Raw genomic sequence first — 25368 nt, 5'->3', positions numbered from 1 at the left:
AGCCCGCCTCGGCGCGATGCTGAGGCGGGCTCTCTCGGGGCAGGGCCGGTCAGACCCCGTAGTACAGCTCGAACTCGAACGGGTGGGGACGCTGCGCCATCGGCAGGATCTCGTTCTCGATCTTGTAGGAGATCCAGGTCTCGATGAGCTCGGGCGTGAAGACGCCGCCCTCAAGAAGGAACTGGTGGTCGTCACGCAGCGCGTCGAGCGAGTCCAGCAGCGAGTTCGGGACCTGAGGGATGTTCTTGGCCTCCTCTGGCGGGAGCTCGTAGAGGTCCTTGTCGACCGGCTCGTGCGGCTCGATGCGGTTCTTGATGCCATCGAGGCCTGCCATGAGCTGCGCGGCGAACGCGAGGTACGGGTTGCCCGAAGCGTCCGGTGCGCGGAACTCGATGCGCTTGGCCTTGGGGTTCGAGCCCGTGATCGGGATGCGGATCGCAGCCGAGCGGTTACCGGCGGAGTAGACCAGGTTGACCGGAGCCTCGAAGCCCTTGACCAGGCGGTGGTAGCTGTTCAGCGTCGGGTTCGTGAAGGCGAGCAGGGCCGGCGCGTGCGCCAGGATGCCACCGATGTACCAGCGGGCCACGTCGCTGAGCTGGCCGTAGCCGGCCTCGTCGTAGAACAGCGGCTTGCCGTCGCTCCACAGCGACTGGTGCGTGTGCATGCCCGAGCCGTTGTCGCCGTAGAGCGGCTTCGGCATGAACGTCGCCGACTTGCCCCACTCCTCAGCGGTGTTCTTGACGATGTACTTGAACTTCAGGATGTCGTCCGCCGCGTGCACCATCGTGTCGAAGCGGTAGTTGATCTCCTGCTGTCCACCGGTGCCGACCTCGTGGTGCGAACGCTCCAGGATGAAGCCCGCCTCGATCAGCTTGAGGGTGATGTCATCGCGGAGGTCAGCCGTCTTGTCGACCGGGCTCACGGGGAAGTAACCGCCCTTGTACGGCGTCTTGTTGCCGAGGTTGCCGCCCTCTTCTTCGCGGCCGGTGTTCCAGGCGCCCTCTTCCGAGTCGACGCTGTAGAAGCTGGAGTTCGAGGTCACCGAGTAGCGGACGTCATCGAAGATGTAGAACTCCGCCTCGGGAGCGAAGAACGCCGTGTCGGCGATGCCGGTCGAGACGAGGTACTTCTCCGCCTTCTTCGCGACCTGACGCGGGTCCTTCGAGTAGATCTCGCCCGTGCGCGGGTTGTAGATGTCGAACAGCATCACGAGGGTGCTCGCCTCGCGGAACGGGTCGACGTACGCGGTGGTGACGTCGGGGATCAGCTGCATGTCGGACTCGTGGATGCTCGCGAATCCGCGGATGGAGGAGCCGTCGAACAGCTGGCCGTCGGTGAAGAACGCCTCGTCGACCGTCGACGCGGGGATGTTGAAGTGCTGCTGGACACCGGGCAGATCAGTGAAACGGATGTCAAGGAATTTGACGTCGTTCTCCTTGATATAGCTCAGAACCTCGGACGAATCGGTGAACATTTATCACTCCAGATGATGCGGATCGGGGCCTCGAAGGCTGCAAGCAGGTTATGGCCGAGGGGTTACCCCACCATGTCCTCTATGTTTCCGCCATGTTACAGACCGCCGATAGACTGGACGTGTGACGGATGCTGAGAACACATACCCCGGCGAACGTCTCGGACTCCCCACGACCGGCTCGCGCAGCGTCGCCAGGGTGGGCCGTCGCATCGGCGCCCTCGCCATCGACTGGGCGGCGGCCGTGATCATCTCGATCGCGTTCTTCCAGTACGACTCGATCGCCACGCTCGTGATCTTCGCCGTCGTGCAGATCGTCTTCATACCGACGATCGGCGGCAGTCCGGGGCACCGCATCCTCGGTATGCGATTGGTGATGCTGGGCGGGGGATGGGTCGGCCTCTGGCGCCCGATCGTACGGACACTGCTGCTGGTCGTCGTCATCCCCGCGGTGATCTGGGACCAGGACCAGCGAGGACTGCACGACAAGCTCGTGGGCACCATCCTGATCCGCGCCTGAGTCCGATCCGGGAGCCCGTAGACGGGGTCAGTTCCGCCCGCGATTGCGGCGGCGGGTCTCCTTGGGGGCGCGGCCGCCCAGGAAAGAGCGCGCGGGGTCCACGATGAACCCCCGACGCAGCGCCTCCCGCCCGATCAGCATCCGGAAACCCATCTCATCGCGATTGCTGAGGGTGACCTCGGACACGATGAGCTGATCGACGAGACGGATCGCGAGAAGCACGACGATTCGTCGCTGGGCGTGACCGGACGAGCTGCGGACGGCACGTCTGTCGTGCACGGGGCACTCGACGATCGTGGCGTCCGCGTTGGTGTGCTGCCAGGGGTTCACGCGGAATCGCACCCAGGCCTCGCCTTCGCGCTCGAACTCCTCCACGTCGAACGCGTGCAACGAGGACGTACGCGCGCCGGTGTCGACCTTGGCCTTGATCCAGTCCACTCCGGCGTCAGGCAGGCTCACCCATTCACGCCACCCCGTAAGAGTGTTTGAATGAGATGTCTTGGTCACTCGATACATCTTGGCAGGAAACATACGTGAAGCTCGCAGTTCTCTCCCGCGCTCCGCAGGCGTATTCGACGCAGCGCCTCCGCGCGGCGGCTCTTCAACGCGGGCACATCGTCAAGGTGCTGAACACGCTGAAGTTCGCGATCGATCTGACGGCGGATGAACCCGACCTCCACTACCGCGGTCGACCGCTGAGCGACTACGACGCGATCCTCCCTCGCGTCGGCGGCTCGATCACCTACTTCGGTACCGCTGTGGTGCGCCAGTTCGAGCAGATGGACGTGTACACGCCCAACACGGCCAACGGCATCTCGAGCGCCAGGGACAAACTCCGTGCGAATCAGATCCTCTCGCGCCACAACATCGCGATGCCGGCGACAGCGTTCGTGCGCAATCGTGCTGATGTGCGTCCCGCGATCGAGCGGGTCGGCGGGGCGCCGGTGGTCATCAAGCTGCTCGAGGGCACGCAGGGCATCGGCGTCATCCTGGCCCCGCAGGTGAAGGTCGCCGAAGCGATCATCGAGACGCTGCATTCGACGAAGCAGAACGTGCTGATCCAGAAGTTCATCGCGGAGAGCAGGGGACGCGACATCCGTGCGCTCGTCGTGGGCGACCGCGTCGTCGCGGCCATGCGTCGCGTGGCCGCAGGTGATGAGTTCCGATCGAACGTGCACCGCGGTGGCAGCGTCGAGCGCGTCCAGCTCGACCCCGCGTACGAGCAGGTGGCGGTGCGGTCGGCGCAGATCATGGGGCTGAGGGTCGCCGGCGTCGACATGCTCGAAGGCGATGAGGGGCCCCTGGTGATGGAGGTGAACTCCTCACCCGGGCTGCAGGGCATCGAGCAGGCGACCAATCTCGACGTGGCGGGAGCCATCATCGACTACATCGCCGGGCAGGTCGCCTTCCCCGAGATCGACGTGCGTCAGCGTTTGACGGTGTCGACGGGATACGGCGTGGCCGAGTTGCTCGTTCACAACGCGGCGGAACTCGTCGGCAAGACGCTGGGCGAATCCGGTCTCTGGGAGCGCGACATCACCGTGCTGACGCTGCACCGCGGGGTCAGCGTGATCCCCAACCCGCGCAAGCACGTCGTGCTCGAGGCCGATGACCGTCTGCTGTGCTTCGGGAAGCTCGAGGAGATGCGCGGGATGATCCCCGAGCGCCGCCGTCGCAGGGCGAAGGTGCGGCGCCTGCCGAAGGAACCGCTGAGCTGACGTCGCCGCCGTGGCCGGAGCCGGCGGGCAGTGACTGCTCTTCGGCTCAGCGCGGACGCTGTGCGCGGACCTTCGTCGGGTCGATGCCCTTCGGGATGGGCAGCGACGAGACCGACTGCGAGACGGAGTCGATGCGGCGGATGACCGCGGCCATCGTCGTCTTGTTGATCGCCTTCGGGAGCTTCTTGATCGTCTTCGAGAGGTCGGCGATCGCGACCTCGTCGTCACCGTGGCCGACGTAGAGCACATGGACGGGAACACCGTTCGCGACGCGCTGCGCCTTGCTGCGCTCTTCGTTCACGAGGCGAGTGAGCCGGCCACGGGCGCCTTCGCCCACGACGACGATGCCGCCTCGCCCGATCGCGCGGTAGACCGCCTCCTGCGTCTTGGGGTTGATGCCGACCGGAGTGTCCGAGGCCTGCCAGTTCCGGCCGAGACTCGTGCTCAGCACGTGCCCGGAGGCGCCGGGCATGCCGTCGATCTTCGCGTACATCGCGTTGGTCGACAGGCGCGTCATGAGGAAGAGGGCGCCGAGCACGCCGAGCATGAGTCCGGTGATCGCCCAGAGGATGAGCGTCCACACCTGGAACGGCGGGATGAGGTAGCCGACGACGAGGCCGAGCAGTACGCCCGCGACGAGGATCGCGATCTGCGCCCAGGGGAGCCAGCCGTACACCTCACGCGTGAACCGGAACAGGGACTTGATCTGGGAGAAGAACCCCGGACGCTTCTCGGGTTCTGGAGCACGCTTAGCCATGAGTACAAGACTACCGAGTCCTCGCGTCGTTCACGTGCGCGTTCGCGGGCGGCGCACTCGTCCTGCACATCCGGCGAAACCGCCGATCGCTGCACATTCCTCGGTTGTCGGGACCATCAGCGCATGCGTTGCGCTGTGATGGGGCGATGAGCGAGACGGATGCCGCAGTCGACCATGGCGCCCTTGTCCCCGGGGTGCATCGAGTGATCCGCGCCATCGACGGGAAGGAGGGGCCCTTCGCCGGCACGCTCGTCGCGTTCGAGGAGAGCGTCGCCGTGTGCGTCGACGCCGAGACGCTCCAGGAGTGGGCGGGGTGGGCGTTCTCCGGCTCCGAGCATGTCTGCGGGGTGCTCGACATCCGACGCCGGGTCGACGGGCATGACGCGCTTCTGCCCTGGTGCACGCAGCGCGTCGAGACGTTCCTGGGACGGCGGGAGGCTTCGGGCTCGCTGCTCACGCCGGGAGAGTCGGGCACCCTCGTCGCGAGCCTGTTGCGCGGCGTGCGTGAACTGGGTGCGGACGGCGACGTCCTCGGTGATTGGTGGCTGACCAGCGACGGACGCCCGTTGTTCGTGCACGGTGATGGCGGCAGCGCCAGGGCGCGCACAGCGACGCTGATCGAGCGCGCGGCGCGTCAGCAGGGTGATCGTGTCACGATCAGGAACCTGGAGGAGGCGGCATCTGCGCTGCGCCAACCGCGTCATCCCGTCGACGACGACCGTCGTTGGGAGGAGGAGCTGTTCGCGCGCGCCGCGCCACGGGCTCTGCAGCTCGACGTGTTCGCGCCCGAGCGCGTGAGCGATGTCGCTCCCCGGCTCGTGGCAGCGGATGCCGCGGCCCGCCCCATCGAGGGCAGACGGTCCCGGCGCGCTGCGGGTGAGAGTCGCCGCGCTGCGGGTGGGAGTCGCCGCGCGGAGGCGACGCGGCGCGCGCTCGACGCGCCGAGGGGCGCAGAGAGCTCCGCGTCCAGCGCGTCCGCCATGCTGCGAACGGGGATGCAGGAGGCGCGCGCGGTCATGGAACGCCTGCGCGAGCGAGCGCGCGTTCGCCGGCCCGCGCGATCGAGAGCAGCGCCCCGAGGTCGAGTGGACGATGCGCGCACCGCGAAGCCTTCGCGTCGTCGGACTGTTCTCGTGGCCGGGGCATTCGGGATCGTCGTGCTGATCGTCGGGCTTCTCTGGCCCAGCGATGGCGGGGAGGCGCCGGCAGTGGCGACGTCCCAGACCGGGCAGACCACGGAAGAACCTGATGCATCGGGCGATGGTGAGCAGCCCTCCCCGGCGACGCCGCCACCGACACCCGCACCGGTGCCGTCGGACTCGGCGTCAGGCCAGGGCGGTGCGCTCGACGCGGTTCCGGGCCTTCTCGACGCGATCAGTGCGTGCGTCGAGGCAGCCGTCGAAGACTGTGCTGACGCCGTGGCGGAGGGCGCACGGTCTCCGTCCGACGGCATCGTCGTGCTCGGCACAGCCGGGAGCACCGCGTCGCTGGTGGACGACTACGGTGATGTCGCGGTGATCCGCCTGACACCGATCGATGCCGGGAGCGGATCCGCAGAGCAGATGATGGTGCTCGAACGCCACAACGACATCTGGCTGGTGCGCGACGTGTATGACGTCGCGCACCAGCCAGATTAGGTGGTGCGGTGCTCAGGCTCCGAGGTTGGCTGCGAAGTCCGCGGCCTCCAGGCGTGCCTTGATCGCACCGAGGAAGCGGGCGGCGTCCGCTCCGTCGATGATGCGGTGGTCGTACGACAGCGCGAGGTAGACGTACGAGCGCACGGCGATCGCGTCGACGCCGTCGACCTTGACCAGACCGGGGCGCTTGATGACCGTTCCTGTGCCGAGGATGGCGGACTGCGGCAGGAACACGACGGGCGTGTCGAACAGCGCGCCGCGCGATCCGGTGTTGGTCAGCGTGAAGGTGCCGCCGGCGAGCTCGTCGGGCTTCAGCTTGTTGTCGCGAGAACGTGCAGCAAGATCAGCGATCTCGTGCGCGATCTGCGCCAGGTTCTTCGAGGCGGCGTCGCGCAGCACTGGGGTGAGCAGCCCGCGCTCCGTGTCGACGGCGATCGAGACGTTCTCCGTGTCGGGGTAGACGATGTTCTCGCCGTCGACGGTGGAGTTGATGATCGGGAACGCCTGCAGAGCCTCGGCCGCAGCCAATGCGAAGAAGGGCAGGAAGGAGAGCTTGTCGCCCGTCTTCTGCTGGAACTCCGCCTTCACGCTGTCGCGGTAGCTGGCGACGTTCGTGACATCGACCTCGACCACCGTGGTGAGCTGTGCGGTCTGCTGCATCGACTCGACCGCGCGCTTGGCGACGACCTTGCGCAGACGCGACATCGGCTGTGTGGTGCCGCGCAGCGGCGAAACCTCGAGCGGTGCGGCTGCGGGTGCCTGGGCCGCGGCGGGAGCCGCAGACTTCGACTCGGCAGCCTTCAGGACGTCTTCCTTGCGGATGCGTCCTCCGACGCCCGAGCCCTTGACCGTCGAGAGGTCGACACCCTGCTGCGTTGCGAGACGGCGCACCAGCGGCGTGACGTAGACGCTGTCGCTCGCGGCCGGAGCCGACTCCGCAGGCGCCGGAGCTGGGGCAGCTGCCGGAGCGGCCGGGGCCGCGGCGGGTGCAGCGGGAGCCTCGGCGGCAGGGGCAGGGGCAGGGGCAGGGTCAGGTGCCGGGGCTGCAGGCGCGGGAGCCTCGGCAGCCGGTGCCGGAGCGGCGGGTGCCGGAGTGGCTGGAGCCTCAGCGGCCGGAGCCTCAGCGGCCGGTGCAGGAGCCTCAGCAGCCGGTGCAGCTGCTGCCGGAGCACCGGAGCCGACGCGTGCGAGCACGCTGCCGACGGCGATCGTCTCGTCTTCGGCCGCGAGGATCTCCTGTAGGACGCCGGCGACCGGGGAGGGGATCTCCGTGTCGACCTTGTCGGTGGAGATCTCGAGCAACGGCTCATCGACGGCGATCTCTTCGCCGACCTGCTTCAGCCAGCGGGTGACGGTGCCCTCGGTGACGCTTTCGCCGAGCTCGGGGAGCAGGATGTCGGTGGAGTCACCGGATGCGGCAGGAGCCGGAGCGGCCTCGGCGGCAGGCGCCGGTGCGGCTTCAGCGGCAGGCGCCGGAGCGGCCTCGGCCGCCGGCGCAGCCTCAGCAGGTGCCGCCGCAGCCGGTGCGGCCTCAGCCTCGGTCGGCGCGGTCTCTGCCGCGGGCTCGGCGGCTGCCGGAGCATCCGAGGCGGGCGCCGACGCGCTGCCATCTCCGATCCTGGCCAGCAGGGCGCCGACCTCGACGGTCTCGTCCTCGGCGACCAGGATCTCCTCGATCACGCCGGAGACCGGCGAGGGGATCTCGGTATCGACCTTGTCGGTCGAGATCTCAAGCAGGCCTTCATCCGCCTGCACGGTGTCTCCCACCTGCTTCAGCCAGCGGGTGACCGTACCCTCTGTGACGCTCTCACCGAGAGCGGGGAGGACCACGGATGTGCTCATGACGGAGTCTCCTTCAAGAATGTTTGTGACATGTTCAGCTTAGTGACCCTGACACCGGTTGGTGTTCAGAGAGCGTGCAGTGGTTTTCCGGCGAGTGCGAGGAATGCCTCACCGAGGGCCTCGCTCTGCGTCGGGTGGGCGTGGATAAGGGGTGCGATGTCTTCCGGGTGGGCTTCCCAGGCCACGGCGAGCTGGCCCTCTGTGATGAGTTCGCCCACGCGGTCGCCGAGCAGGTGGACGCCCAGCACTGGACCGTCTTTGAGCCGCACGACCTTGACGAGGCCGGCGGTGCCGATGATCTCGCTCTTGCCGTTGCCGGCGAGGTTGTACTCGTAGGAGGTGACAGCATCCGCGCCGTGCTCGGCGACCGCCGCCTGCTCGGTCACCCCGACGGATGCGACCTCAGGGTTGCAGTACGTGATCTTCGGGATCTGCGATTCCGGGATCGGTGCGGGGGAGAGCCCCGCGATCCGCTCGGCGACGTCGATGCCCTGCATGAAGCCGCGATGCGCGAGCTGAAGGCCCGGGACGATGTCGCCGACGGCCCAGAGACCCGCGACGCCTGTGCGCAGTTCCTCATCGACCGTCACGAAACCGCGCTCGAGCGTGACACCGGCCTCCTCGAAGCCGAGGTCGGCCGTGACGGGCCCGCGCCCGACGGCGACCAGCAGATAGTCGCCGGTGAAGGTCTTGCCGTCCTCGAGCGTGACCGTGACGCTCGCGTCGTCCTGCGTCGCCGTCTGGAACCGGGTGCCGAGCGAGTACGCGATGCCGCGGCGACGGAACGCGCGCTCGAGCCCCTTGCTGAGGGCGATGTCCTCGTTCGGCACCAGGTGCTCCAGCGCCTCGATGATCGTCACCTCGGCGCCGAACGAGCGCCACACGCTCGCGAACTCGACGCCGATGACGCCGCCGCCGAGCACCAGCACGCGCTCGGGGATCACATCGAGCGCGAGAGCCTGCTCGCTGGTGATGACGCGTCCGCCGATCTCGAGTCCGGGGAGAGAACGGCTGTACGAACCGGTCGCCAGCACCACGTCCGCACCGACGTAGACGTCGTCACCGACGCTCACGCTGCGGTCGGCGTTCAGGTGCCCGTGGCCGGCGACAGTGGTGATACCCCTGGCCTTGATGAGGCCCTCGAGACCCTTGAACTTCTTCGCGACGATGTTCTCGCGGTAGCTGCGCACTCCGGCGGCGTCGACGCCCTCGAAGGTGGCTGACACACCGACGGATGCCGCGTCGCGCACGTGATCGGCGACCTCGGCGGCGTGCAGCAGTGCCTTGGTCGGGATGCAGCCGCGGTGCAGGCACGTCCCGCCGACCTTGTCCTTCTCGATCAGCGCGACAGTCTTTCCCAGTTCGGCCGCTCGAAGGGCGGCGGCGTACCCGCCGCTGCCGCCACCGAGTACGACGATGTCGAACGAATGCGTGGTCATCATGCCTCCTGTGCGCGTGCTTCGGCGAACGCGACGAGCGAGCGAACCGTCGCCCCCGTCGGTCCCTTGTCTGTGAACCCGTACGGTGAGCTGCCGTGCTCGGCGGAACCTGCGACGTCGAGGTGCACCCAGGGGATGCGCGGCGCGTCGTCCTCTTCACCGGTGCGACCGACGAAGCGCTGCAGGAAGAGCCCGGCGAACATCGTGCCGCCCGCGCGGTCGCCCATGTTGGCGTTGATCATGTCAGCGATAGGGGAGTCCAGCGACTCCCGCATGTAATCGGGGAGCGGCAGCGGCCATGCGAGCTCGCCGACCTGCTCGGACACGGTGAGGTACTCCGCGACAGCGTCGTCGTCGCCCATGACGCCCGTGTGACGGTGTCCGAGGGCGACGAGGACGGCACCGGTGAGGGTCGCGACGTCGAAGATCACGTCGGGCCGCTCGCGGCTCGCCGCCACCAGACCGTCGGCGAGCACCAGCCGGCCCTCAGCATCCGTGTTCAGCACCTCGACCGTCGTGCCGTCGAGCATCCGCAGCACGTCGCCCGGTCGAGTTGCCTTGCCGGAGGGCATGTTGTCGGTGATGCACATCCACGCGGTCACCCGCACCGACAGCTTCAGCGATGCGATCGCGCGCAGCGTGGCGAGCACAGTGGCCGATCCGGCCATGTCGAACTTCATCCCGACCATGCTGGCGGCAGGCTTGAGGGAAAGGCCGCCGGTGTCGAACGTGATGCCCTTGCCGACGAGCGCGATGTGAGCGGCGGCGTCTGCCGGTGCGTAGTCGAGGCGAACCACGCGCGGAGGGCGATCGGAGCCCTGAGCGACGCCGAGGACGCCACCGAATCCCTGCTCGGCGAGAGCCGTTTCGTCGAGCACCTCGACCGTGACATCGAGATCCGCGACCGCGTCGACCGCACTCTGAGCGAGCTGTGCGGGGCTCTGCCATTCGGCGGGGACGGAGACGAGGTCTTTCACGAGGGCGAGTGCATCGCCGAGGATCTGGGCGTGTGAGACGTCGTCTGAAGTGAGCGTCGCACTGTGCACACTCACGCGGGCGGCACGCGTCTTGCCCGGCTTCGCTCGGTACCCCTCGAAGCGGTAACCGCCGAAGACGGCGCCTTCTGCCGCCTCTGCGGCGAACTGGTCGAGGTCGCCGGCAAGGGCGAGCGAGATGTGATCGAATCCGGTCAGCGTGCGAAGCGCCGCCCCTGCGGCATCGCGCACCGCCGCGCCGTCCGGCGCGCTGCCGGCGCCGACCACGGCCAACGGCATCGAAGTCAGCGAAGGAAGATGAACGCGAGCGAACGCAGAGGCGGAACCGGTGAATCCGATGCCGGCGAGCACCTCGGCGAGGCCTGGATAATCCTCCAGCGCCTCGGGGAACGCTTCGGTGTCCGGGACGACGAGCACTGCTGCGTCGGCAGCGCTCCCGGGGAATCGGTCATCGGTATGCGAGAGCGCAGGAAGCGTCATGCTTCCATCCTAGGCTCGTCGGGAGCAGCGTTCCCCAGTTCTGTTCGCTGTGAGCATGACGCAGCCGCCCCCGGCGGCATCCCGTCCTCGTAGCATGGAGGCATGCCCGTCTCCGGAGAGCTTTACGAACGCGTCGCCAACGCCCCCGCCGTCCCGCAGGGGCTGCCACTCGTGATCCTCCTCACCGGATTCACGGATGCCGGAAGCGCCGTATCCGGTCTCATCGATCACCTGCGGGACGTCTCCGACCCGCAGCCCGTCGTCGTCTTCGACAACGACGTGCTCCTCGACTACCGGGCGCGTCGCCCGATCGTGGTGTTCGAGCAGGACCATCTCACCGAGTTCCGTCCTTCGCGCCTCGAGCTGTCCCTCGCACATGACACCCTCGGTCAGCAGTTCCTCCTGCTCGCCGGCTACGAGCCGGATTTCGCGTGGAACGCATTCAGCGAGAAGGTGCTGGCCCTCGCTGAGGAGTTCAGTGTGTCCGGTGTCAGCTGGGTGCACTCGATCGCGATGCCAGTGCCGCACACGCGTCCGATCAGCACGACGGTCAGCGGAAATCGCAAGGAGATCACGGCGAGCCTGTCCGTCTGGCGGCCGCGGACCCAGGTGCCGGCGACGGCAGGTCATCTGCTCGAGTACCGCTTCGCCGAACGCGGCGACCGCATCGTGGGCTTCGTCCTGCTCGTGCCTCACTATCTCGCCGAGACCGAGTATCCGGATGCCGTTATCGCCGCCGCCGACCGGGTGATGGGCTCCACGGGTATCGTGCTCGCGCTGGATGACCTGCGCGAGAGCCGAGAGGACTACCTCACGAAGGTGAACGATCAGGTCACGGGGAACGACGAGCTCCGCCAGATGGTGCAGACCCTCGAGAACCGCTACGACGCGTACATGGCAGGGCGCGACCCCGAGGACATGGACCGCTACGACGAGGGCGGCTTCGACGAGCGCGATCTGCCCAGCGCAGATGAACTCGCCGCCGAACTCGAGCGCTACCTCGCCACCCGTCCGCCGGGCGACGACGACAAACGACCGCGTTCCTGATCCCGGATGTGAAGGTGCCGGTCCATACCGAGCACATCGGAGCCGGTGCCAAGGCGTCCCGCTGCGAATCGCAGACGTGAGTGCTCGATCATTCCCAGCGGAAGAGCGCTGCGGCCACGCCGACGCCGAGAACGGTGGTGGCTCCGAGGCTCGCCCAGTTCTGCCAGCCCACGGTCTCACCGATCCACGTGGACTGGAACGCTTCGACGGCGGCACCGAAGGGCAGCCAGGATCCGATCTCGGCCAACTGCTCCGGCAGGCTCTGCATGGGGCCGAACATGCCGCCGAGCGCGGCCATTGCGAAGAAGGCGATCAGGCCCATGGCCGCCGCGGTGTTCGGCGTCGGGGCCACTGAGGCGACGACCATGCCCAGCGCGTACATCGCGGTGCAACTGGCGAGCAGCACCAGCACGGCCGTGGCGATGTCAGTCGGAAGATGAGCATGGAAGAACAGCATCGCGACTGCGAACGCGAGGACGATGCCCACCAGTACCTGGATCAGGCCGACCACCATCTGGGCCACCATCACCATGGCGGGAGATACCGGGGTGACGGCCAGGCGGCGCAGGATCTTGGTCTTGCGGTAGGTCGACAGGAAGCTGGGGAAGTTCATCACGCCGATATACGTCACGACGATGCTCAGCACTACGGGCAGCGCGTAGTAGTCCATCGAGGTGACGCCCGGGGCCACTTCCTGACCGAGGTCGTCCGTCCTCAGACCCTGCATGACCAGCAGCAGGATGGGCAGCCCCAGAGGAACGACGAGGTTCGCGGTCGAGCGGGTGATCATCTTGCCTTCGGCTTGGATCATCCGCATCCATGCTCTGCCCCCTGGGCGACGAGCACGGGTACCGGGGATCGTCATGGTGGTCATCGGTCGTACTCCTTCTCGTGCTCGAGTGCCGCGCCGGTCAGCGTCACGAATGCGTCTTCCAGGGTGGTCGCGGAGGCCTGAGCTCTCAGTTCTTCCTGGGTGCCCTGGGCGACGATGCGGCCCGCGTCGATGAGCGCCACCCGGTCGCAGAGCCGTTCGACTTCGTCCATGGCGTGGCTGACGAGAATCACGGTCTGATCCTTCAGCGCCTCGATCGTCGACCACACCCGACGGCGGGCCATGGGATCCAGCCCGGTTGTGAGCTCGTCGAGGATCACGACCTGCGGGCGGCCCACCAATGCCAGAGCGATCGAGAGGCGCTGCATCTGCCCGCCGGAGAGGTTTCCGAACCGGGTCTTGGCCCGCTCCTGCAGTTCGACCATGGCCAGTGCTTCATCCGTGTCCAATGGGTTCGGATAGAAGCTGCGGTACAGGTCGACGAGCTCGCGAGCGCTCAGGGCATCGTGCAGATTGGCGTGCTGCAGCTGTACACCGAGGATCTGACGGATCTCGGCCCGGTCGGTGAAGGGATCCAGACCCAGGATTCGGACCGAACCCGAGGTGGGCTTTCGGAGGCCTGCGATCATCTCCATCGTGGTGGTCTTGCCGGCCCCGTTGGAGCCCAGCACGCCGAAGGTCTCCCCGGCGGTGATCCGCAGGCTGATGCCATTCACCGCGGTCTTGTTCTTGTATCGCTTGACCAGTGAGTGGGTCTCAACGGCCAGCTGCGACATCGTCTTCGTCATGCGGATCCCTCCCCGGACCGTGAGAGGCGCTCGGTTCTACGGCGGCGTTCATTGCTTTTGCTGGTCACGTTCACTCCTCGGGGTGTCGGGAAGATTCGACAGTTCCGAGAATCCGTCGCGTCTCGCGCACCCATTCCCGTTCAGCCTCGGCGTGGATCAGGCCGTTGCGCAGCGTCGCCTTCTGCAACCGCCCCGTCATGTCATCGGCTTCGATCGCGATCGCGGACAGTTCGCCCAGTGCCTCGTTCATCTGGCGCTCCCGCTCGTCGAGCAGTCGCGCCACCCCTTCGCCTCCGATCTGGGATGCGAAGAACAGTCGCGCGAGGAACGGCGCCTTGGACTGGTCGACCTCAAGCGGGGATGACAGCCAGTCGATCAGTTCCTGGTGTCCGATATCGGTCAGCGAGTGCACCTTGCGGTCGGGCTTCCCGTCCTGCGGAATCACCTCCGTACTGATCTCCCCGGACGCGCTCATCCGATCCAGCGTCCGATAGATCTGGGATCGATCGGCATGCCAGAAGTGCGCCACTGTGTCGGCAAAAGCACGAGCCAGGTCGTAGCCGCTCAACGGACGGATCGAGAGCAGTCCGAGGATCGCGTGTTTCAACTCCATGTGCATAGTCTACAACACACATAGATGCGGATGCACCTATTGCGGTATCTGTGGTCCTGAGGGGAGCGCGCCCGGCCGAGGCACGCACGAGTCGTGGATGTCAAGACCGTGATGCGCCTTGCATCGCCAATCGTGTGCGATACTGGTAATCCGACCCGTTGTCAATCGTCGGCCGCAAGGCTGCTGACTTGACAAGGGTCTTACTAGTGTCCGAAATGTCCCGGGGCGGGCGCGCTGCCCCGTGAAAGGCGAAACGTGACTCCTGCCGCGACCAAGAACTCCCGGACGACGAAGACGAAGACCGCAGCCGAGGCTGCCTCGACCGAAGACGTCGAGCCGGAGACCACCGCTGCCGCAAAGAAGCCGGCAGCCAAGAAGGCCCCCGCCGCGAAGAAGGCGCCGGCACGGCGCAAGAAGGCTGACGACGTCGTCGAGGAAGACGCTCCCGATGGTGAAGTCGTCGCCGACGACGCTGACGAGGACGACAAGAAGCCCGCGTTCACCGAGCCGCTTCCCACCGGCGCGATCGTCCTGACGTCCAAGGACGAGGACGACGTCCCCGTCTACTCGACGCAGATCACCGGCGCCACCGCTGACCCCGTCAAGGACTACCTGAAGCAGATCGGTAAGGTCGCACTGCTGAACGCGGCCGAAGAGGTCGAGCTCGCGATGCGCATCGAGGCCGGACTCTTCGCCGAGGAGAAGCTGTCGAACATGACGGCTGCAGAGAAGACCAGCCAGCTCGGTCTCGACCTGCAATGGGTCGCCCGCGACGGCCACCGCGCCAAGAGCCACCTGCTCGGCGCCAACCTCCGCCTCGTGGTCTCCCTCGCCAAGCGCTACACCGGCCGCGGCATGCAGTTCCTGGACCTGATCCAGGAGGGCAACCTCGGTCTGATCCGTGCGGTCGAGAAGTTCGACTACACCAAGGGCTTCAAGTTCTCGACCTACGCCACCTGGTGGATCCGTCAGGCGATCACCCGAGCCATGGCCGATCAGGCCCGCACGATCCGCATCCCCGTGCACATGGTCGAGGTCATCAACAAGCTCGCCCGTGTGCAGCGTCAGATGCTGCAGGATCTCGGCCGCGAACCCACTCCGGAAGAGCTCAGCCGTGAACTCGACATGACGCCTGAGAAGGTCGTCGAGGTGCAGAAGTACGGTCGCGAGCCGATCTCGCTGCACACGCCGCTCGGCGAGGACGGCGACAGCGAGTTCGGCGACCTCATCGAGGACACCGAGGCCGTCGTCCCTGCAGACGCCGTGGGCTTCACAATGCTGCAGCGCCAGCTCGAGCAGCTGCTCGACTCGCTCTCCGAGCGCGAGGCCGGCGTGATCCGCATGCGCTTCGGCCTCGGTGACGGCCAGCCCAAGACCCTCGACCAGATCGGCGACACGTTCGGCGTCACGCGCGAGCGCATCCGCCAGATCGAGTCGAAGACGATGGCGAAGCTGCGCCACCCGAGTCGCTCGCAGTCGCTGCGGGACTACCTCGAGTGATGCAGGCGAACGACGGCAAGGCGCTCGAGGCGAGCGTCGACGGCAAGAAGTACGCCCGGATCCCGCTGCGCACGCGCGTCGTGATGCCGGAGGACGACATCGATCAGATCGTCACCGAGTACGCGAAGGACGCCGTGCAGCCCGGCGACCTGCTGTTCGTGACCGAGAAGATCGTGGCGATCACGCAGGGGCGCTCGTACCGCCTCGATGAGATCCAGCCGCGCAAGCTCGCGCTGTTCCTGTCGAAGTACGTCACGCGCACGCCGTACGGCATCGGCCTCGGTATGCCCGAGACGATGGAGATGGCGCTGCGCGAATGCGGCACGCCCCGGATCCTGCTCGCGGCCGCCGTCGCGGCGGTGACGAAGGCGTTCGGGCGCAAGGGTGACTTCTACCGCATCGCCGGTGACAAGGCGCGCGCGATCGACGGACCCACCTCGCACACGATCCCGCCGTACAACGAGGCCGTCGTGCTGGGCCCGAAGAATCCGCGTCAGGTCGCCACGCATCTCAAGACGCTCATCGGCGGCACCGCTGATGTCGCGGTCGTGGACATCAACGATCTCGGTGGGAACATCCTGGGTTCCACGCTCGACAAGGTCGGAGAACAGCGGCTCGTGCGTATCCTGAAGGACAACCCGCTCGGGCAGGGACGCGAGTCCACCCCGATGGGCATCATCCGCACCGTCTGAGATCGCACCGTCTGACGTCGGATCACCGACGACGGGCGCGGAGGGGAACACCACACGCATGGGACTCGGTCGCGCCAGCGCCATGATCGCGGCGGGTACGCTCACATCCCGCATCACGGGCCTGCTGCGAACGGTCGTGCTCGTCATCGCGATCAACTCGGTCGGCCGCGCCCCTGATGCGTTCGCCGTCGCCAATGCATTGCCCAACAGCATCTATCAGGTGATCTCGGCGGGAGTCCTCACCGGCGTGATCGTGCCTCAGGTGGTACGTGCTGCGACTCAGAAAGACAGCGGGCACGCGTTCCTCGCCAAACTGTTGACGCTCGGCGCGCTGATCATGGGGTCCGTCACGGTCGTCGCGACGCTATGTGCGCCGTTGCTGATCGACCTGTACTCGAACTTCGACGTACCGGAGCAGCACGCCCTCGCCGTGCAGTTCGCCTACTGGTGCATTCCGCAACTCTTCTTCTACGGCATGTTCGCGTTGCTCGGCGAGATACTCAACGCCCGCAAGATGTTCGCCCCTTACGCCTGGGCTCCGATCGTGAACAACTTCGTGTCCATCGCGGGTTTCGTCGTGTTCATCGTGCTGTTCGGACAGAACCGCGACTCACTCGAGGGCTGGGACGGTTCGATGGTGCTGGTACTCGCCGGCACCGCGACGCTCGGAGTGATCGCGCAGACAGTCGTTCTGACGCTGTTCTGGCGACGTGCCGGGATCCCGCTACGACTCGACTTCCGCTGGCGGGGCATGGGGCTCGGTCATATGGGGAAGCTGGCGACATGGACGCTACTGACGACCTTGATCGGCCAGGCCGTCGGCATCGTGCAGTCGCTCACGATCACGACGGCCTCAGGAGAGCACGCCTCCACTGCGGCATCTCAGTACGCCTGGCTCGTCTACATGCTGCCGTATTCGATGATCATCCTCGCGATCGGGACCCCGTACTTCACGCGTATCAGCGAGCACTCTGCGGCCGAGCGCCACACCGAATTGCGCACTGACGTCGGGCAGTCGATCAGGGTTCTCGGACTCTTCACGGTGATAGCGGCGGCCGCGGTCATCGCAGCAGCGGTACCGGCATCCCGAGTGTTCAGCAACACACCCGAAGACGCGAGTGCGATGGCGCCTGTGCTCATCGCCTATCTGGTGAGCCTCGTCCCCATGGGAGTGCTTTTCGTCATCCAACGGACGTTCTACGCGTATGGCGACGCTCGAACCCCGTTCATATTCACCATCGTGCAGGGGTCGCTGGTGCTCGTGCTGACTCTCGTTGTCGCAGCGAGCGTCCCGGTGGAGCACCTGGCTGCCGCTGTCGCCTTGGCGCAATCATTGTCGGGGATCGTGCAGACGGTGATCGCGACGATCCTCCTGCGTCGTAAGATCGGTCCGCTGGGGCTCGGTGCGACGTGGTGGGCGTTGTGCCGGTTCATCCTTCTGGCGATCCCTGCAGGAGCGGCGGGATGGGGAGTCTTCGTCCTGTCCGGCGGGGCGAACGGATGGATGCTGCAGGGGATGATCTGGGGAGCGCTAGGTTCTGCGCTCATCGGCGCCACCAGCGTCGTGGTCTACATCGGCCTGCTCGCGGTGTTCCGAGCACCTGAACTCCGGGTCGCCATAGACACCGTGCGCCGCCGTCGCGGCTGAGCCGTCAGAGTTGCGTGAGCGATTCTCAGCGCTTGTTGTCGACCACGTCCGCGCCGATCGCGTCACGGTAGCGGTACAGCAGTCCGGTGCGGATGCCGGAGGCAGAGGGCTTCATCTGGAAGACGCTCGAGTTGTGGTTCGCTTCGATGAGCGCAGGTCCGTCCGGCGTGATCGCGATGTCCCAGCCGACATAGGGCACAGTGGGCAGCCTCTTCGACGCCTCGGCGATCATCGCCACGACCTCCGGGTAGAACGGCACCTGCAGGCCCTTGATCGTCGTGCCGGTGGCCGGGTGCCGGTGATAGATGTTCGACTGCTTGTCGACTCCCGGATACAGGGCGACGCCATCGTCATCGAGCATGGTGAACATGCCGCCTGAAGCGAAGTTGTCGATCACCGCGCCGTTGCCGATGCGCAGGACGGAGGCGATCACATGCAGTTCGCCGGCCGGGTCGCGGTACGTGATCATCCGCACGGTGTTGACGCTGTCGGGATACAGCGCGTTCAGATCGTCGTGCTGGGCGAGCACTTCTTCCAACAGGGTCTGATCGCGTTCGACCAGCAGCGCACGCCACGCGGAGATGTCCGACACGTCGGCCGTCTCGTAGATGCCGATGCCCGCGCCTCCCTCGCCCGCAGCAGGCTTGGCGATCACGCGCGGATGCCGATCGATGAACGCGCGCAGATCGTCATCCGACGCCGCTGCCGCATCGATCCACTCGCGACGGGTGAGGTCGGCGAAGTCTGTGAGGAACCGCATCTTGTCGCCCAGGATCACTTTGGAATCCGGCCCGTTGAGCGTGCGGTTGAGACGGAACGCCTTGGGATGCGTCATCCAGGTCGCGCGCTCGCGCGAGTTCAGGATGCGGATGTCCCACACGACGTAGTCGCGGAAGCCCATCTCGTAGCGGACGGAGCACCACAGCATGTCGCCGATGATGACCGGGAGAGGCGCCTTCGACACCTTCTTGACCTGCCGTGCCAGTTCGAAGAGCTGCGTCGGATTGAGCCGCCGAGCCCGGTCGAAAAGATACCGGATACGCAGCCGCTTCTGATCCACCGACCCAGGCTAACACGCGGGTGTCAACGGACTCGGGCAGGTGGAGCGAGTAGCATGAGACGTTCTGACATGCCCCCGCCGAAAGGTCTTTCCCCTTGTCTCGAGACGTCGCACTCACTGCGCGCCTGAAGTATCTCCTGCGGCGCCTGACCTCGTTCGATCCGCGACGGGTGTGGGGATTCGCGAGCCAGATCGCCAAGGAGCAGGGCAAGTGGACACCGAGGATCTTCGTCGACATGCTGGTGTGGGCGGCGGTGCACGACACCGCCTACATCGACTACTACGAGGCCGACTTCGCGCTGCTCACCAAGAGCGAGCGCAAGACCTTCATGACCTCGCTGATCCAGCACCATCTGGCGCAGGCGCTCAACGACCGCACCGACGTGCTGCAGTTCGAGAACAAGATCACCTTCAACCGCCGCTTCGCCGACTACCTCGGCCGCGACTGGCTCGACCTCGACGACGTGGACGCCGATGGTCTGCGCGCCTTCGCGGAGAAGAACCCGGTGTTCATCGCGAAGACGCCGGTCGGACGCGAGGGCAAGGGAGTCTTCCGCTACGAGGCATCCGAGGTCACCGACTGGAACGCGTTCCGCGACGAGCTGCGCGACAAGGGGCAGCGGCTCATCGAACAGCGCATCGTGCAGCATCCGTATCTCGCCGCGTACTGCGAGGGCACCGTGAACACGACACGCGTCGCCACGTTCTTCGACGGCACGAAGGTGCACGTGCTGATGGCAGCGCAGAAGTTCGGCCGCGGCGCGGTGAGCGACCAGTTCACGTGGGGCGGGTTCTTCACGATGATCGATGAGAACGGCAAGTCTTTCGGCCCCGGGCACACCGGCAAGCACAAGTCCCGCTACGAAACGCATCCGGACTCGGGAAAGTCCATCGTCGACTTCGAAGTCCCGATGTGGGATCGCGTGGTCGACCTGGTCACACGCGCGGCCCAGGAGGTGCCTTCCGTGCCGTACATCGGCTGGGACGTCGCCGTCGGGCCCGACGGTCCGATGCTGATCGAGGGCAACTGGACACCGGGGCTCTACGAGACCCGCGTCAGTGCCACGGGCATCCGCACGGGCAGCCGTGCACGGCACCGTCCGGTGATCGAGGCCAGCAGGCGGTGACGCCCACCGGGAGCCTCCCGCGCGCACTTGTCTCGGCGGGCGCGCTGCGCGACAACGCCCGCGAGGCTGTGGCACGCGGCGGCGCGCTGGCCGATCTGAGGGGCGACGCGCTCGGACACGGCGTGCTCGAAGTCGCCGCGGTGGTGCGGGATGCCGGAGTGCAGACGGTGTTGGTGGATGACACGGACGTTGCCGACCTCGTGCGTGCACAGGGCATCCGCGCCGTGACCAGCGGCGACGTCGACATCGACAACCGGGTGCTGTACGGGCTTCCGGGCGCCGATGCATCACCCGCCATGCGACTCGTCGGTCGTGTCATCTCGACCAAGCCGCTGCGAGCGGGTGAAGCGGTCTCGTACGGCTATCTGCATCGCGCCGCCGCGGACACGACCGTGGCGCTGGTCACCGGCGGTTACGCGCAGGGGATCGTCCGTGCACTCGGCAACTCCGCTCACGTCGAGCTCGACGGTGTGCGGCGGCCGATCGTCGGCCGGGTGGCGATGGACGTGTGCGTGGTCGATCTCCAGGACTCGGCGGCCGACGCGTCCGCCGGCGCGGACGTCGTGTACTTCGGTGGGACAGGCGCGGCCAGGGACGCTCTGGCGGAGTGGGCCGAGATCACGGGGCTCGGCATCGCCGAACTGATCGCCGTGGCCGGATCAAAGGCGGTGCGCGAATGGATGCGTTGACGGCTCCCACGCTCGAGATCTCGCGGGCGCGCTTCCTGCAGAACCTCGCTGCGGTGCAGGACAGGATCGCGCCGGCGCAGCTCATGCTCGCCATGAAGGACGACGCGTACGGCCACGGTGTGGAATGGGCCACCACCGCTGCCCTCGACGCCGCGCGGCCGGTGGGGTTCTTCGGCGGTTATGACGTGCACACATCGTTGCGCATCCGTGAGCGGGCACAGGAGGCGCGGGTGTTCGCCTGGGCGGATTCGAGCGATGACGAGATCGCGCAGGCACTCGCTGCGAACATCGAACTGGGCGTGGGTACCGCCGCCTACCTCGACCACATCATCGACGCCTCCTCGGGCCTCGGCGCCGCCGCCCGCATCCATCTGAAGATCGACACCGGGCTTCATCGCAACGGGATCCGGCCGGAGGACTGGCCCGATGTGGTCGGCCGAGCGATGCAGGCGCAACGTGCGGGACTCATCGACGTGGTCGGGGCCTGGAGTCACCTCGCCGAAGCGAGCGACGCCGAGGACGACGAGTCCGCGCGAGAGTTCCGCAGTGCGGTGGACGTGCTTCGTGCGGCAGGTGGCGATCCGGAGTCGGTGCATCTCACCGCGTCTGCTGCATCCTGGTGGCGTCCTGAGCTGCGCGGCACGGTGTGCCGGATCGGCGCGTTCTGCTACGGCATCCGATCCGCCGACGGTCCCGAGATCCCTGGTGCTTCGCCGATCGCGTCACTGCGTGCGCGAGTGGTCGACGAGCGGGAAGACGATGTCGTGATCGGGCTGGGCGCGTTCCACGGGCTGCCATCGGTCCTCGCGGGCGCGAGCGTGGGAACCCCGGGCGGCGTGCGCGAGATCGTGCGCATCGATGAGACGACCGCTGTCGTCCGCGGCTGGACGGGCGCGCGACCCGGAGACACGGTCACCGTGTTCGGACCAGGGGAGCAGGGCGAGTCGGATGCGACGGCATTGGCGGAGCGCATCGGTACCGTGGGCGAAGAGATCATCACCCGCCTCACCTCTGCGGTGCGGCGGGTGATCGTGGACTGAAGAGTCAGTCGGACGGCGAGTCCTGTCAGACGGCTTCGGCGAGACGGGCGGTCTCGTCGTGCCATGACGTCGCGACGTCGCGAAGCTTCTCTTCGTACTTGCGGCCGTGGTGGGCGCAGAAGAGCAGCTCGGAGCCGTTGACCTCAGCGGCGATGTAGGCCTGTGCGCCACATGAGTCGCAGCGGTCCATCGCGGTCAGACGGTACTCGACAGTGGAGGTCTCACGTTCGGTTGTAGCGTTCATCTCGGTGCCTCCTCGGGTATCGGCATCTCCAGTGGGAATGTGCTCAATACAACCACGGCTGGCTGGTAGTCATGCCCGATGAGCGGCGTGTTTCGCTCAGCGCGTACGCGGGAGCCCCCAGGGTGGGTCCCCAGGGGAGTGTCTGCGAGGCTTCGAAGCCCGTCGCGAATAGAATCGAGGATTGTGACCGCTGAGTATTCCGCCCATCATCTTCAGGTTCTCGAAGGCCTTGAAGCGGTTCGCAAGCGCCCTGGCATGTACATCGGGTCGAACGGCTCGCCGGGGCTCATGCACTGCCTGTGGGAGATCATCGACAACTCCGTCGACGAGGCTGTCGCTGGCAACGGCACGCGCATCGACGTGATCCTGCATGCGGACGGCAGTGTCGAGGTGCACGACAGGGGCCGCGGCATCCCGGTCGACATCGAGCCGCGCACCGGGCTGACGGGTGTCGAGGTCGTCTACACCAAGCTCCACGCCGGCGGGAAGTTCGGTGGCGGATCGTACGCGGCATCCGGTGGCCTGCACGGCGTCGGCGCGTCGGTCGTCAACGCGCTCTCAGAGCGCCTCGACGTCGAGGTCGACCGCGGTGGCAAGACCTATGCGATGTCGTTCCACCGAGGGGAGCCCGGCAACTTCAAGGACTCGGGGGAGAAGCGTCCGGATGCGCCGTTCTCGCCGTTCGAGAAGAGCAGCGAACTCCGGATCGCCGGCAAGGCACCGCGCGGCGTCACCGGCACGCGAGTGCGGTACTGGGCCGATCGCCAGATCTTCACGAAGGACGCCGCATTCCAGCTCGGGGAGCTCGAGAACCGGGCGCGCCAGACCGCATTCCTCGTTCCAGGGCTCGAGATCGTCGTCCGAGACGAGCGCGGCGAGGAGAGCAGCGAGACCTCGTACCGCTACGACGGGGGCATCGCCGAGTTCGTCGATTACCTGGCTGTGGACGCGCCGATCACCGACACCTGGCGCATACAGGGCACCGGCACCTTCAAGGAGACCGTCCCCGTGCTGCAGGCGAACGGCCACATGGCTTCGCAGGAGGTCGAGCGGGAGTGCCGTGTCGACCTCGCGATGCGCTGGGGGACCGGATACGAGACCGTCACGCGCTCGTTCGTGAACATCATCGCGACGCCAAAGGGTGGCACGCACCAGCAGGGCTTCGAGCAGGAGCTGTTGAAGGTGCTGCGCACACAGGTCGAGCAGAACGCCCGCCGGCTCAAGGTCGGAAACGACAAGGTCGAGAAGGACGATGTCCTCGCCGGCCTCACCGCCGTGCTCACCGTCGAGGTGCCCGAGCCGCAGTTCGAGGGTCAGACCAAGGAGGTGCTCGGGACACCGGCCGTGCGCCAGATCGTCTCACAGGTGCTCCGCAAGGAGCTCGGGGCGCGTTTCGCCTCGACCAAGCGCGACGACAAGAACCAGGCCAGCCAGCTGCTGGACAAGGTCGTCGCCGAGATGAAGGCACGTGTCTCGGCGCGAGCGCACAAGGAGACGCAGCGTCGTAAGAACGCGCTGGAATCCTCCTCGCTTCCGGTCAAGCTCGTGGATTGCCGATCCAATGACGTCTCGCGCAGCGAGCTGTTCATCGTCGAGGGCGACTCCGCGTTGGGGACGGCTCGTCGTGCCAGGGACAGTGAGATCCAGGCACTGCTTCCCATCCGCGGCAAGATCCTCAACGTCCAGCGCGCATCGATCGGCGACATGCTCTCGAACGCCGAGTGCGCCGCGATCATCCAGACCATCGGCGCGGGCTCCGGACGCACCTTCGACATCGATGCGGCCCGCTACGGCAAGATCATCCTGATGAGCGACGCGGATGTCGACGGCGCGCACATCCGCACCCTGCTCCTCACGCTGTTCTTCCGCTATATGCGTCCGCTGATCGAAGAGGGGCGCGTGTTCGCCGCGGTACCGCCGCTGCATCGGGTGATCGTGATGAACCCTGGTTCGAAGCCCAACGAGACGATCTACACCTACACCGAGCAGGAGCTGCACGCGCTGCTGGCCAAGCTGCGCAAGTCGAACAAGCGCTGGCACGAGCCGATCCAGCGCTACAAGGGTCTCGGCGAGATGGATGCCGATCAGCTGGCGAACACGACGATGGACCGTGGCGGGCGCCTTCTGCGCCGAGTGCGCATGGAGGATGCCGAGGCCGCGGGACGCGTGTTCGAGCTGCTGATGGGCAACGAGGTTGCACCCCGTCGTGAGTTCATCGTCGACTCCTCCGACCAGCTCTCGCGGGAGTCGATCGACGCGTGACGTCGAGAGGCCGGGACCGACGCGATGTCACGGGGGACGCCGACCCCGTGATCGCGATCATCTCCGCTCCGACGAATCTCGGTCTGAGGCCCCCGCAGCCGGGTTCGGTACCCGGCACCGCCAAGGCGCCGGAGGCGCTGCGCGAGGCGGGGCTGCATGAGGAACTGCACAGACGGGGTGCTGTGGACTGGGGCGCGGTGCTGCCCGGTCGCTATGTGGACGACGACGGACGCCGTGCGGCGGGGACGGTGCGCAATCAGGGCGCGATCATCTATCACGCGCGTCTCCTCGCACGCCGCCTCGTCGAAGCTCGCACCTCCGGGCTGGCTCCGCTCGTGCTGGGCGGGGACTGCAGCCTGCTCCTCGCCGCGGGGATGGCCGCCAAGGTGTCCGGCGGAGGAGGACTCGTGCACGTCGACGGGCACACCGACTTCCGTCATCCCGGAAACGACGATGCCTACGGCAGTCTCGCCGGCGAGGATGTCGCTGCCGCGATCGGACTGCACCTTCCGGAGCTCGCCGATATCGACGGTCTCGGACCGTACTTCGACCCGGCGGAGACGGCGCACATCGGATGCCGACGCGAGGACGAGCACATCGCCGAGGTCGCGGACCTGATCTCGCTGGCAATTCCGGCCGCGACCGTGATTCTGCACGGTGGCGCGCGCGCAGCGGCACAGGTCGTCGCCGTACCGGAGATCGAACGCGGATTCTGGCTTCAGGTCGACGTGGACGTGCTCGATCCGGAGTACATGCCCGCCGTCGACAGCCCCGATCCTGGTGGGCTCTCACCGGAAGAGCTCATCGCGCTGCTCCGCGGGCTCGCGCCACGCGCCTGGGGCGCATCTGTCACGGTGTTCGACCCGGATCTGGACCCGGACGGCGCCTACGCCGAGACCGTCTCGCGCATCATCGAGGAGGGCCTCGGCGAACTCGGAGCGGATGCCGTCGCTAACGGCTGAGACCG

The 25368-nt window shown here is 66.8% G+C and carries 23 protein-coding genes; 12 read left to right on the top strand and 11 right to left on the bottom strand.

What is annotated here, in order from left to right; all coding sequences use genetic code 11:
- Positions 1 to 49: 49 nt before the first annotated feature.
- Positions 50 to 1474: a type I glutamate--ammonia ligase gene (glnA, locus tag ACYVG2_RS13735; RefSeq protein WP_448965648.1), complete on the bottom strand. Its 1425-nt coding sequence runs from the start codon at positions 1472 to 1474 to the stop codon at positions 50 to 52.
- A 121-nt stretch (positions 1475 to 1595) separates the two neighbouring features.
- Between glnA and ACYVG2_RS13730 the strand changes: the two genes are divergently transcribed.
- Positions 1596 to 1991, top strand: a complete 396-nt coding sequence (locus tag ACYVG2_RS13730) for an RDD family protein (protein WP_460781524.1) — start codon at positions 1596 to 1598, stop codon at positions 1989 to 1991.
- 27 nt (positions 1992 to 2018) lie between these two features.
- Here ACYVG2_RS13730 and ACYVG2_RS13725 read toward each other — a convergent pair whose 3' ends face one another.
- Positions 2019 to 2507, bottom strand: coding sequence for an ATP-dependent zinc protease family protein (locus ACYVG2_RS13725; RefSeq protein WP_448965646.1), 489 nt, complete (start codon positions 2505 to 2507; stop codon positions 2019 to 2021).
- Between the two features lie 17 nt (positions 2508 to 2524).
- Here ACYVG2_RS13725 and ACYVG2_RS13720 point away from each other — a divergent pair, with 17 nt between their 5' ends.
- Positions 2525 to 3709 (top strand): RimK family alpha-L-glutamate ligase, encoded by a 1185-nt coding sequence (locus ACYVG2_RS13720; protein ID WP_460781523.1) that lies wholly within the window; start codon positions 2525 to 2527, stop codon positions 3707 to 3709.
- A gap of 46 nt (positions 3710 to 3755) precedes the next feature.
- Here ACYVG2_RS13720 and ACYVG2_RS13715 read toward each other — a convergent pair whose 3' ends face one another.
- On the bottom strand, positions 3756 to 4466 hold the full coding sequence (locus tag ACYVG2_RS13715; protein ID WP_460781522.1) for a DUF4191 domain-containing protein: 711 nt from the start codon (positions 4464 to 4466) through the stop codon (positions 3756 to 3758).
- Between the two features lie 146 nt (positions 4467 to 4612).
- Here ACYVG2_RS13715 and ACYVG2_RS13710 point away from each other — a divergent pair, with 146 nt between their 5' ends.
- Positions 4613 to 6103 carry a hypothetical protein gene (locus ACYVG2_RS13710; protein WP_460781521.1) on the top strand — a complete coding sequence of 497 codons (1491 nt, stop codon included), beginning with the start codon at positions 4613 to 4615 and terminating at the stop codon, positions 6101 to 6103.
- A gap of 12 nt (positions 6104 to 6115) precedes the next feature.
- Here ACYVG2_RS13710 and sucB read toward each other — a convergent pair whose 3' ends face one another.
- From sucB to ACYVG2_RS13695, 3 genes are all read right to left on the bottom strand, one after another.
- Positions 6116 to 7945 (bottom strand): 2-oxoglutarate dehydrogenase, E2 component, dihydrolipoamide succinyltransferase, encoded by a 1830-nt coding sequence (gene sucB / locus ACYVG2_RS13705; RefSeq protein WP_460781520.1) that lies wholly within the window; start codon positions 7943 to 7945, stop codon positions 6116 to 6118.
- A 65-nt stretch (positions 7946 to 8010) separates the two neighbouring features.
- Complete coding sequence (gene lpdA, locus ACYVG2_RS13700; protein WP_448965641.1) at positions 8011 to 9384, bottom strand: dihydrolipoyl dehydrogenase; 1374 nt, start codon at positions 9382 to 9384, stop codon at positions 8011 to 8013.
- A complete protein-coding gene (locus ACYVG2_RS13695) occupies positions 9384 to 10859 on the bottom strand; it encodes a leucyl aminopeptidase (RefSeq protein ID WP_460781519.1) in 1476 nt (491 codons plus the stop codon). The genes lpdA and ACYVG2_RS13695 overlap by 1 nt, the downstream gene beginning before the upstream one ends.
- 102 nt (positions 10860 to 10961) lie before the next feature.
- On the opposite strand from ACYVG2_RS13695, the gene ACYVG2_RS13690 reads away from it, so the two are divergent.
- Entirely contained in the window at positions 10962 to 11906 is a 945-nt protein-coding gene (locus ACYVG2_RS13690) for a proteasome assembly chaperone family protein (RefSeq protein ID WP_460781518.1), read from the top strand.
- Positions 11907 to 11994: 88 nt separating this feature from the next.
- On the opposite strand, the gene ACYVG2_RS13685 is transcribed toward ACYVG2_RS13690, so the two are convergent.
- From ACYVG2_RS13685 to ACYVG2_RS13675, 3 genes are all read right to left on the bottom strand, one after another.
- Positions 11995 to 12780, bottom strand: coding sequence for an ABC transporter permease (locus tag ACYVG2_RS13685; RefSeq protein WP_460781517.1), 786 nt, complete (start codon positions 12778 to 12780; stop codon positions 11995 to 11997).
- Positions 12777 to 13526 (bottom strand): ABC transporter ATP-binding protein, encoded by a 750-nt coding sequence (locus ACYVG2_RS13680; protein WP_460781516.1) that lies wholly within the window; start codon positions 13524 to 13526, stop codon positions 12777 to 12779. Before ACYVG2_RS13680 ends, ACYVG2_RS13685 begins: the two co-directional genes overlap by 4 nt.
- 70 nt (positions 13527 to 13596) lie before the next feature.
- Positions 13597 to 14139, bottom strand: a complete 543-nt coding sequence (locus tag ACYVG2_RS13675; protein WP_460781515.1) for a PadR family transcriptional regulator — start codon at positions 14137 to 14139, stop codon at positions 13597 to 13599.
- Positions 14140 to 14394: 255 nt separating this feature from the next.
- On the opposite strand from ACYVG2_RS13675, the gene ACYVG2_RS13670 reads away from it, so the two are divergent.
- From ACYVG2_RS13670 to murJ, 3 genes are read left to right on the top strand one after another with little or no spacing between them, the layout of a single operon-like run.
- Entirely contained in the window at positions 14395 to 15639 is a 1245-nt protein-coding gene (locus ACYVG2_RS13670) for an RNA polymerase sigma factor (RefSeq protein ID WP_448965635.1), read from the top strand.
- Entirely contained in the window at positions 15639 to 16331 is a 693-nt protein-coding gene (locus ACYVG2_RS13665) for a coenzyme F420-0:L-glutamate ligase (RefSeq protein WP_448965634.1), read from the top strand. The genes ACYVG2_RS13670 and ACYVG2_RS13665 overlap by 1 nt, the downstream gene beginning before the upstream one ends.
- 58 nt (positions 16332 to 16389) lie before the next feature.
- Positions 16390 to 17979, top strand: coding sequence for a murein biosynthesis integral membrane protein MurJ (murJ, locus tag ACYVG2_RS13660; RefSeq protein WP_460781514.1), 1590 nt, complete (start codon positions 16390 to 16392; stop codon positions 17977 to 17979).
- 25 nt (positions 17980 to 18004) lie between these two features.
- On the opposite strand, the gene ACYVG2_RS13655 is transcribed toward murJ, so the two are convergent.
- The gene (locus ACYVG2_RS13655; RefSeq protein ID WP_460781513.1) at positions 18005 to 19039 is read right to left on the bottom strand and encodes a sugar-transfer associated ATP-grasp domain-containing protein; all 1035 of its coding nucleotides are present in this window, start codon (positions 19037 to 19039) and stop codon (positions 18005 to 18007) included.
- A 95-nt stretch (positions 19040 to 19134) separates the two neighbouring features.
- On the opposite strand from ACYVG2_RS13655, the gene ACYVG2_RS13650 reads away from it, so the two are divergent.
- The 3 genes from ACYVG2_RS13650 to ACYVG2_RS13640 are packed head-to-tail and all read left to right on the top strand — an operon-like array spanning position 19135 to position 21895.
- Positions 19135 to 20166, top strand: coding sequence for a sugar-transfer associated ATP-grasp domain-containing protein (locus ACYVG2_RS13650; RefSeq protein WP_460781512.1), 1032 nt, complete (start codon positions 19135 to 19137; stop codon positions 20164 to 20166).
- Positions 20163 to 20855 (top strand): alanine racemase C-terminal domain-containing protein, encoded by a 693-nt coding sequence (locus ACYVG2_RS13645; protein ID WP_460781511.1) that lies wholly within the window; start codon positions 20163 to 20165, stop codon positions 20853 to 20855. The genes ACYVG2_RS13650 and ACYVG2_RS13645 overlap by 4 nt, the downstream gene beginning before the upstream one ends.
- Positions 20843 to 21895, top strand: coding sequence for an alanine racemase (locus tag ACYVG2_RS13640; RefSeq protein WP_460781510.1), 1053 nt, complete (start codon positions 20843 to 20845; stop codon positions 21893 to 21895). The genes ACYVG2_RS13645 and ACYVG2_RS13640 overlap by 13 nt, the downstream gene beginning before the upstream one ends.
- Before the next feature lie 25 nt (positions 21896 to 21920).
- Here ACYVG2_RS13640 and ACYVG2_RS13635 read toward each other — a convergent pair whose 3' ends face one another.
- Positions 21921 to 22139 carry a DUF7455 domain-containing protein gene (locus ACYVG2_RS13635; protein ID WP_448965628.1) on the bottom strand — a complete coding sequence of 73 codons (219 nt, stop codon included), beginning with the start codon at positions 22137 to 22139 and terminating at the stop codon, positions 21921 to 21923.
- Between the two features lie 183 nt (positions 22140 to 22322).
- Here ACYVG2_RS13635 and ACYVG2_RS13630 point away from each other — a divergent pair, with 183 nt between their 5' ends.
- Positions 22323 to 24401 (top strand): DNA gyrase/topoisomerase IV subunit B, encoded by a 2079-nt coding sequence (locus ACYVG2_RS13630; RefSeq protein ID WP_448965627.1) that lies wholly within the window; start codon positions 22323 to 22325, stop codon positions 24399 to 24401.
- Entirely contained in the window at positions 24398 to 25363 is a 966-nt protein-coding gene (locus tag ACYVG2_RS13625; protein ID WP_460781509.1) for an arginase family protein, read from the top strand. Before ACYVG2_RS13630 ends, ACYVG2_RS13625 begins: the two co-directional genes overlap by 4 nt.
- Positions 25364 to 25368: the final 5 nt, after the last annotated feature.

This window comes from Microbacterium shaanxiense (assembly GCF_054779995.1).
This window is presented reverse-complemented; position numbering and strand designations above follow the sequence as displayed.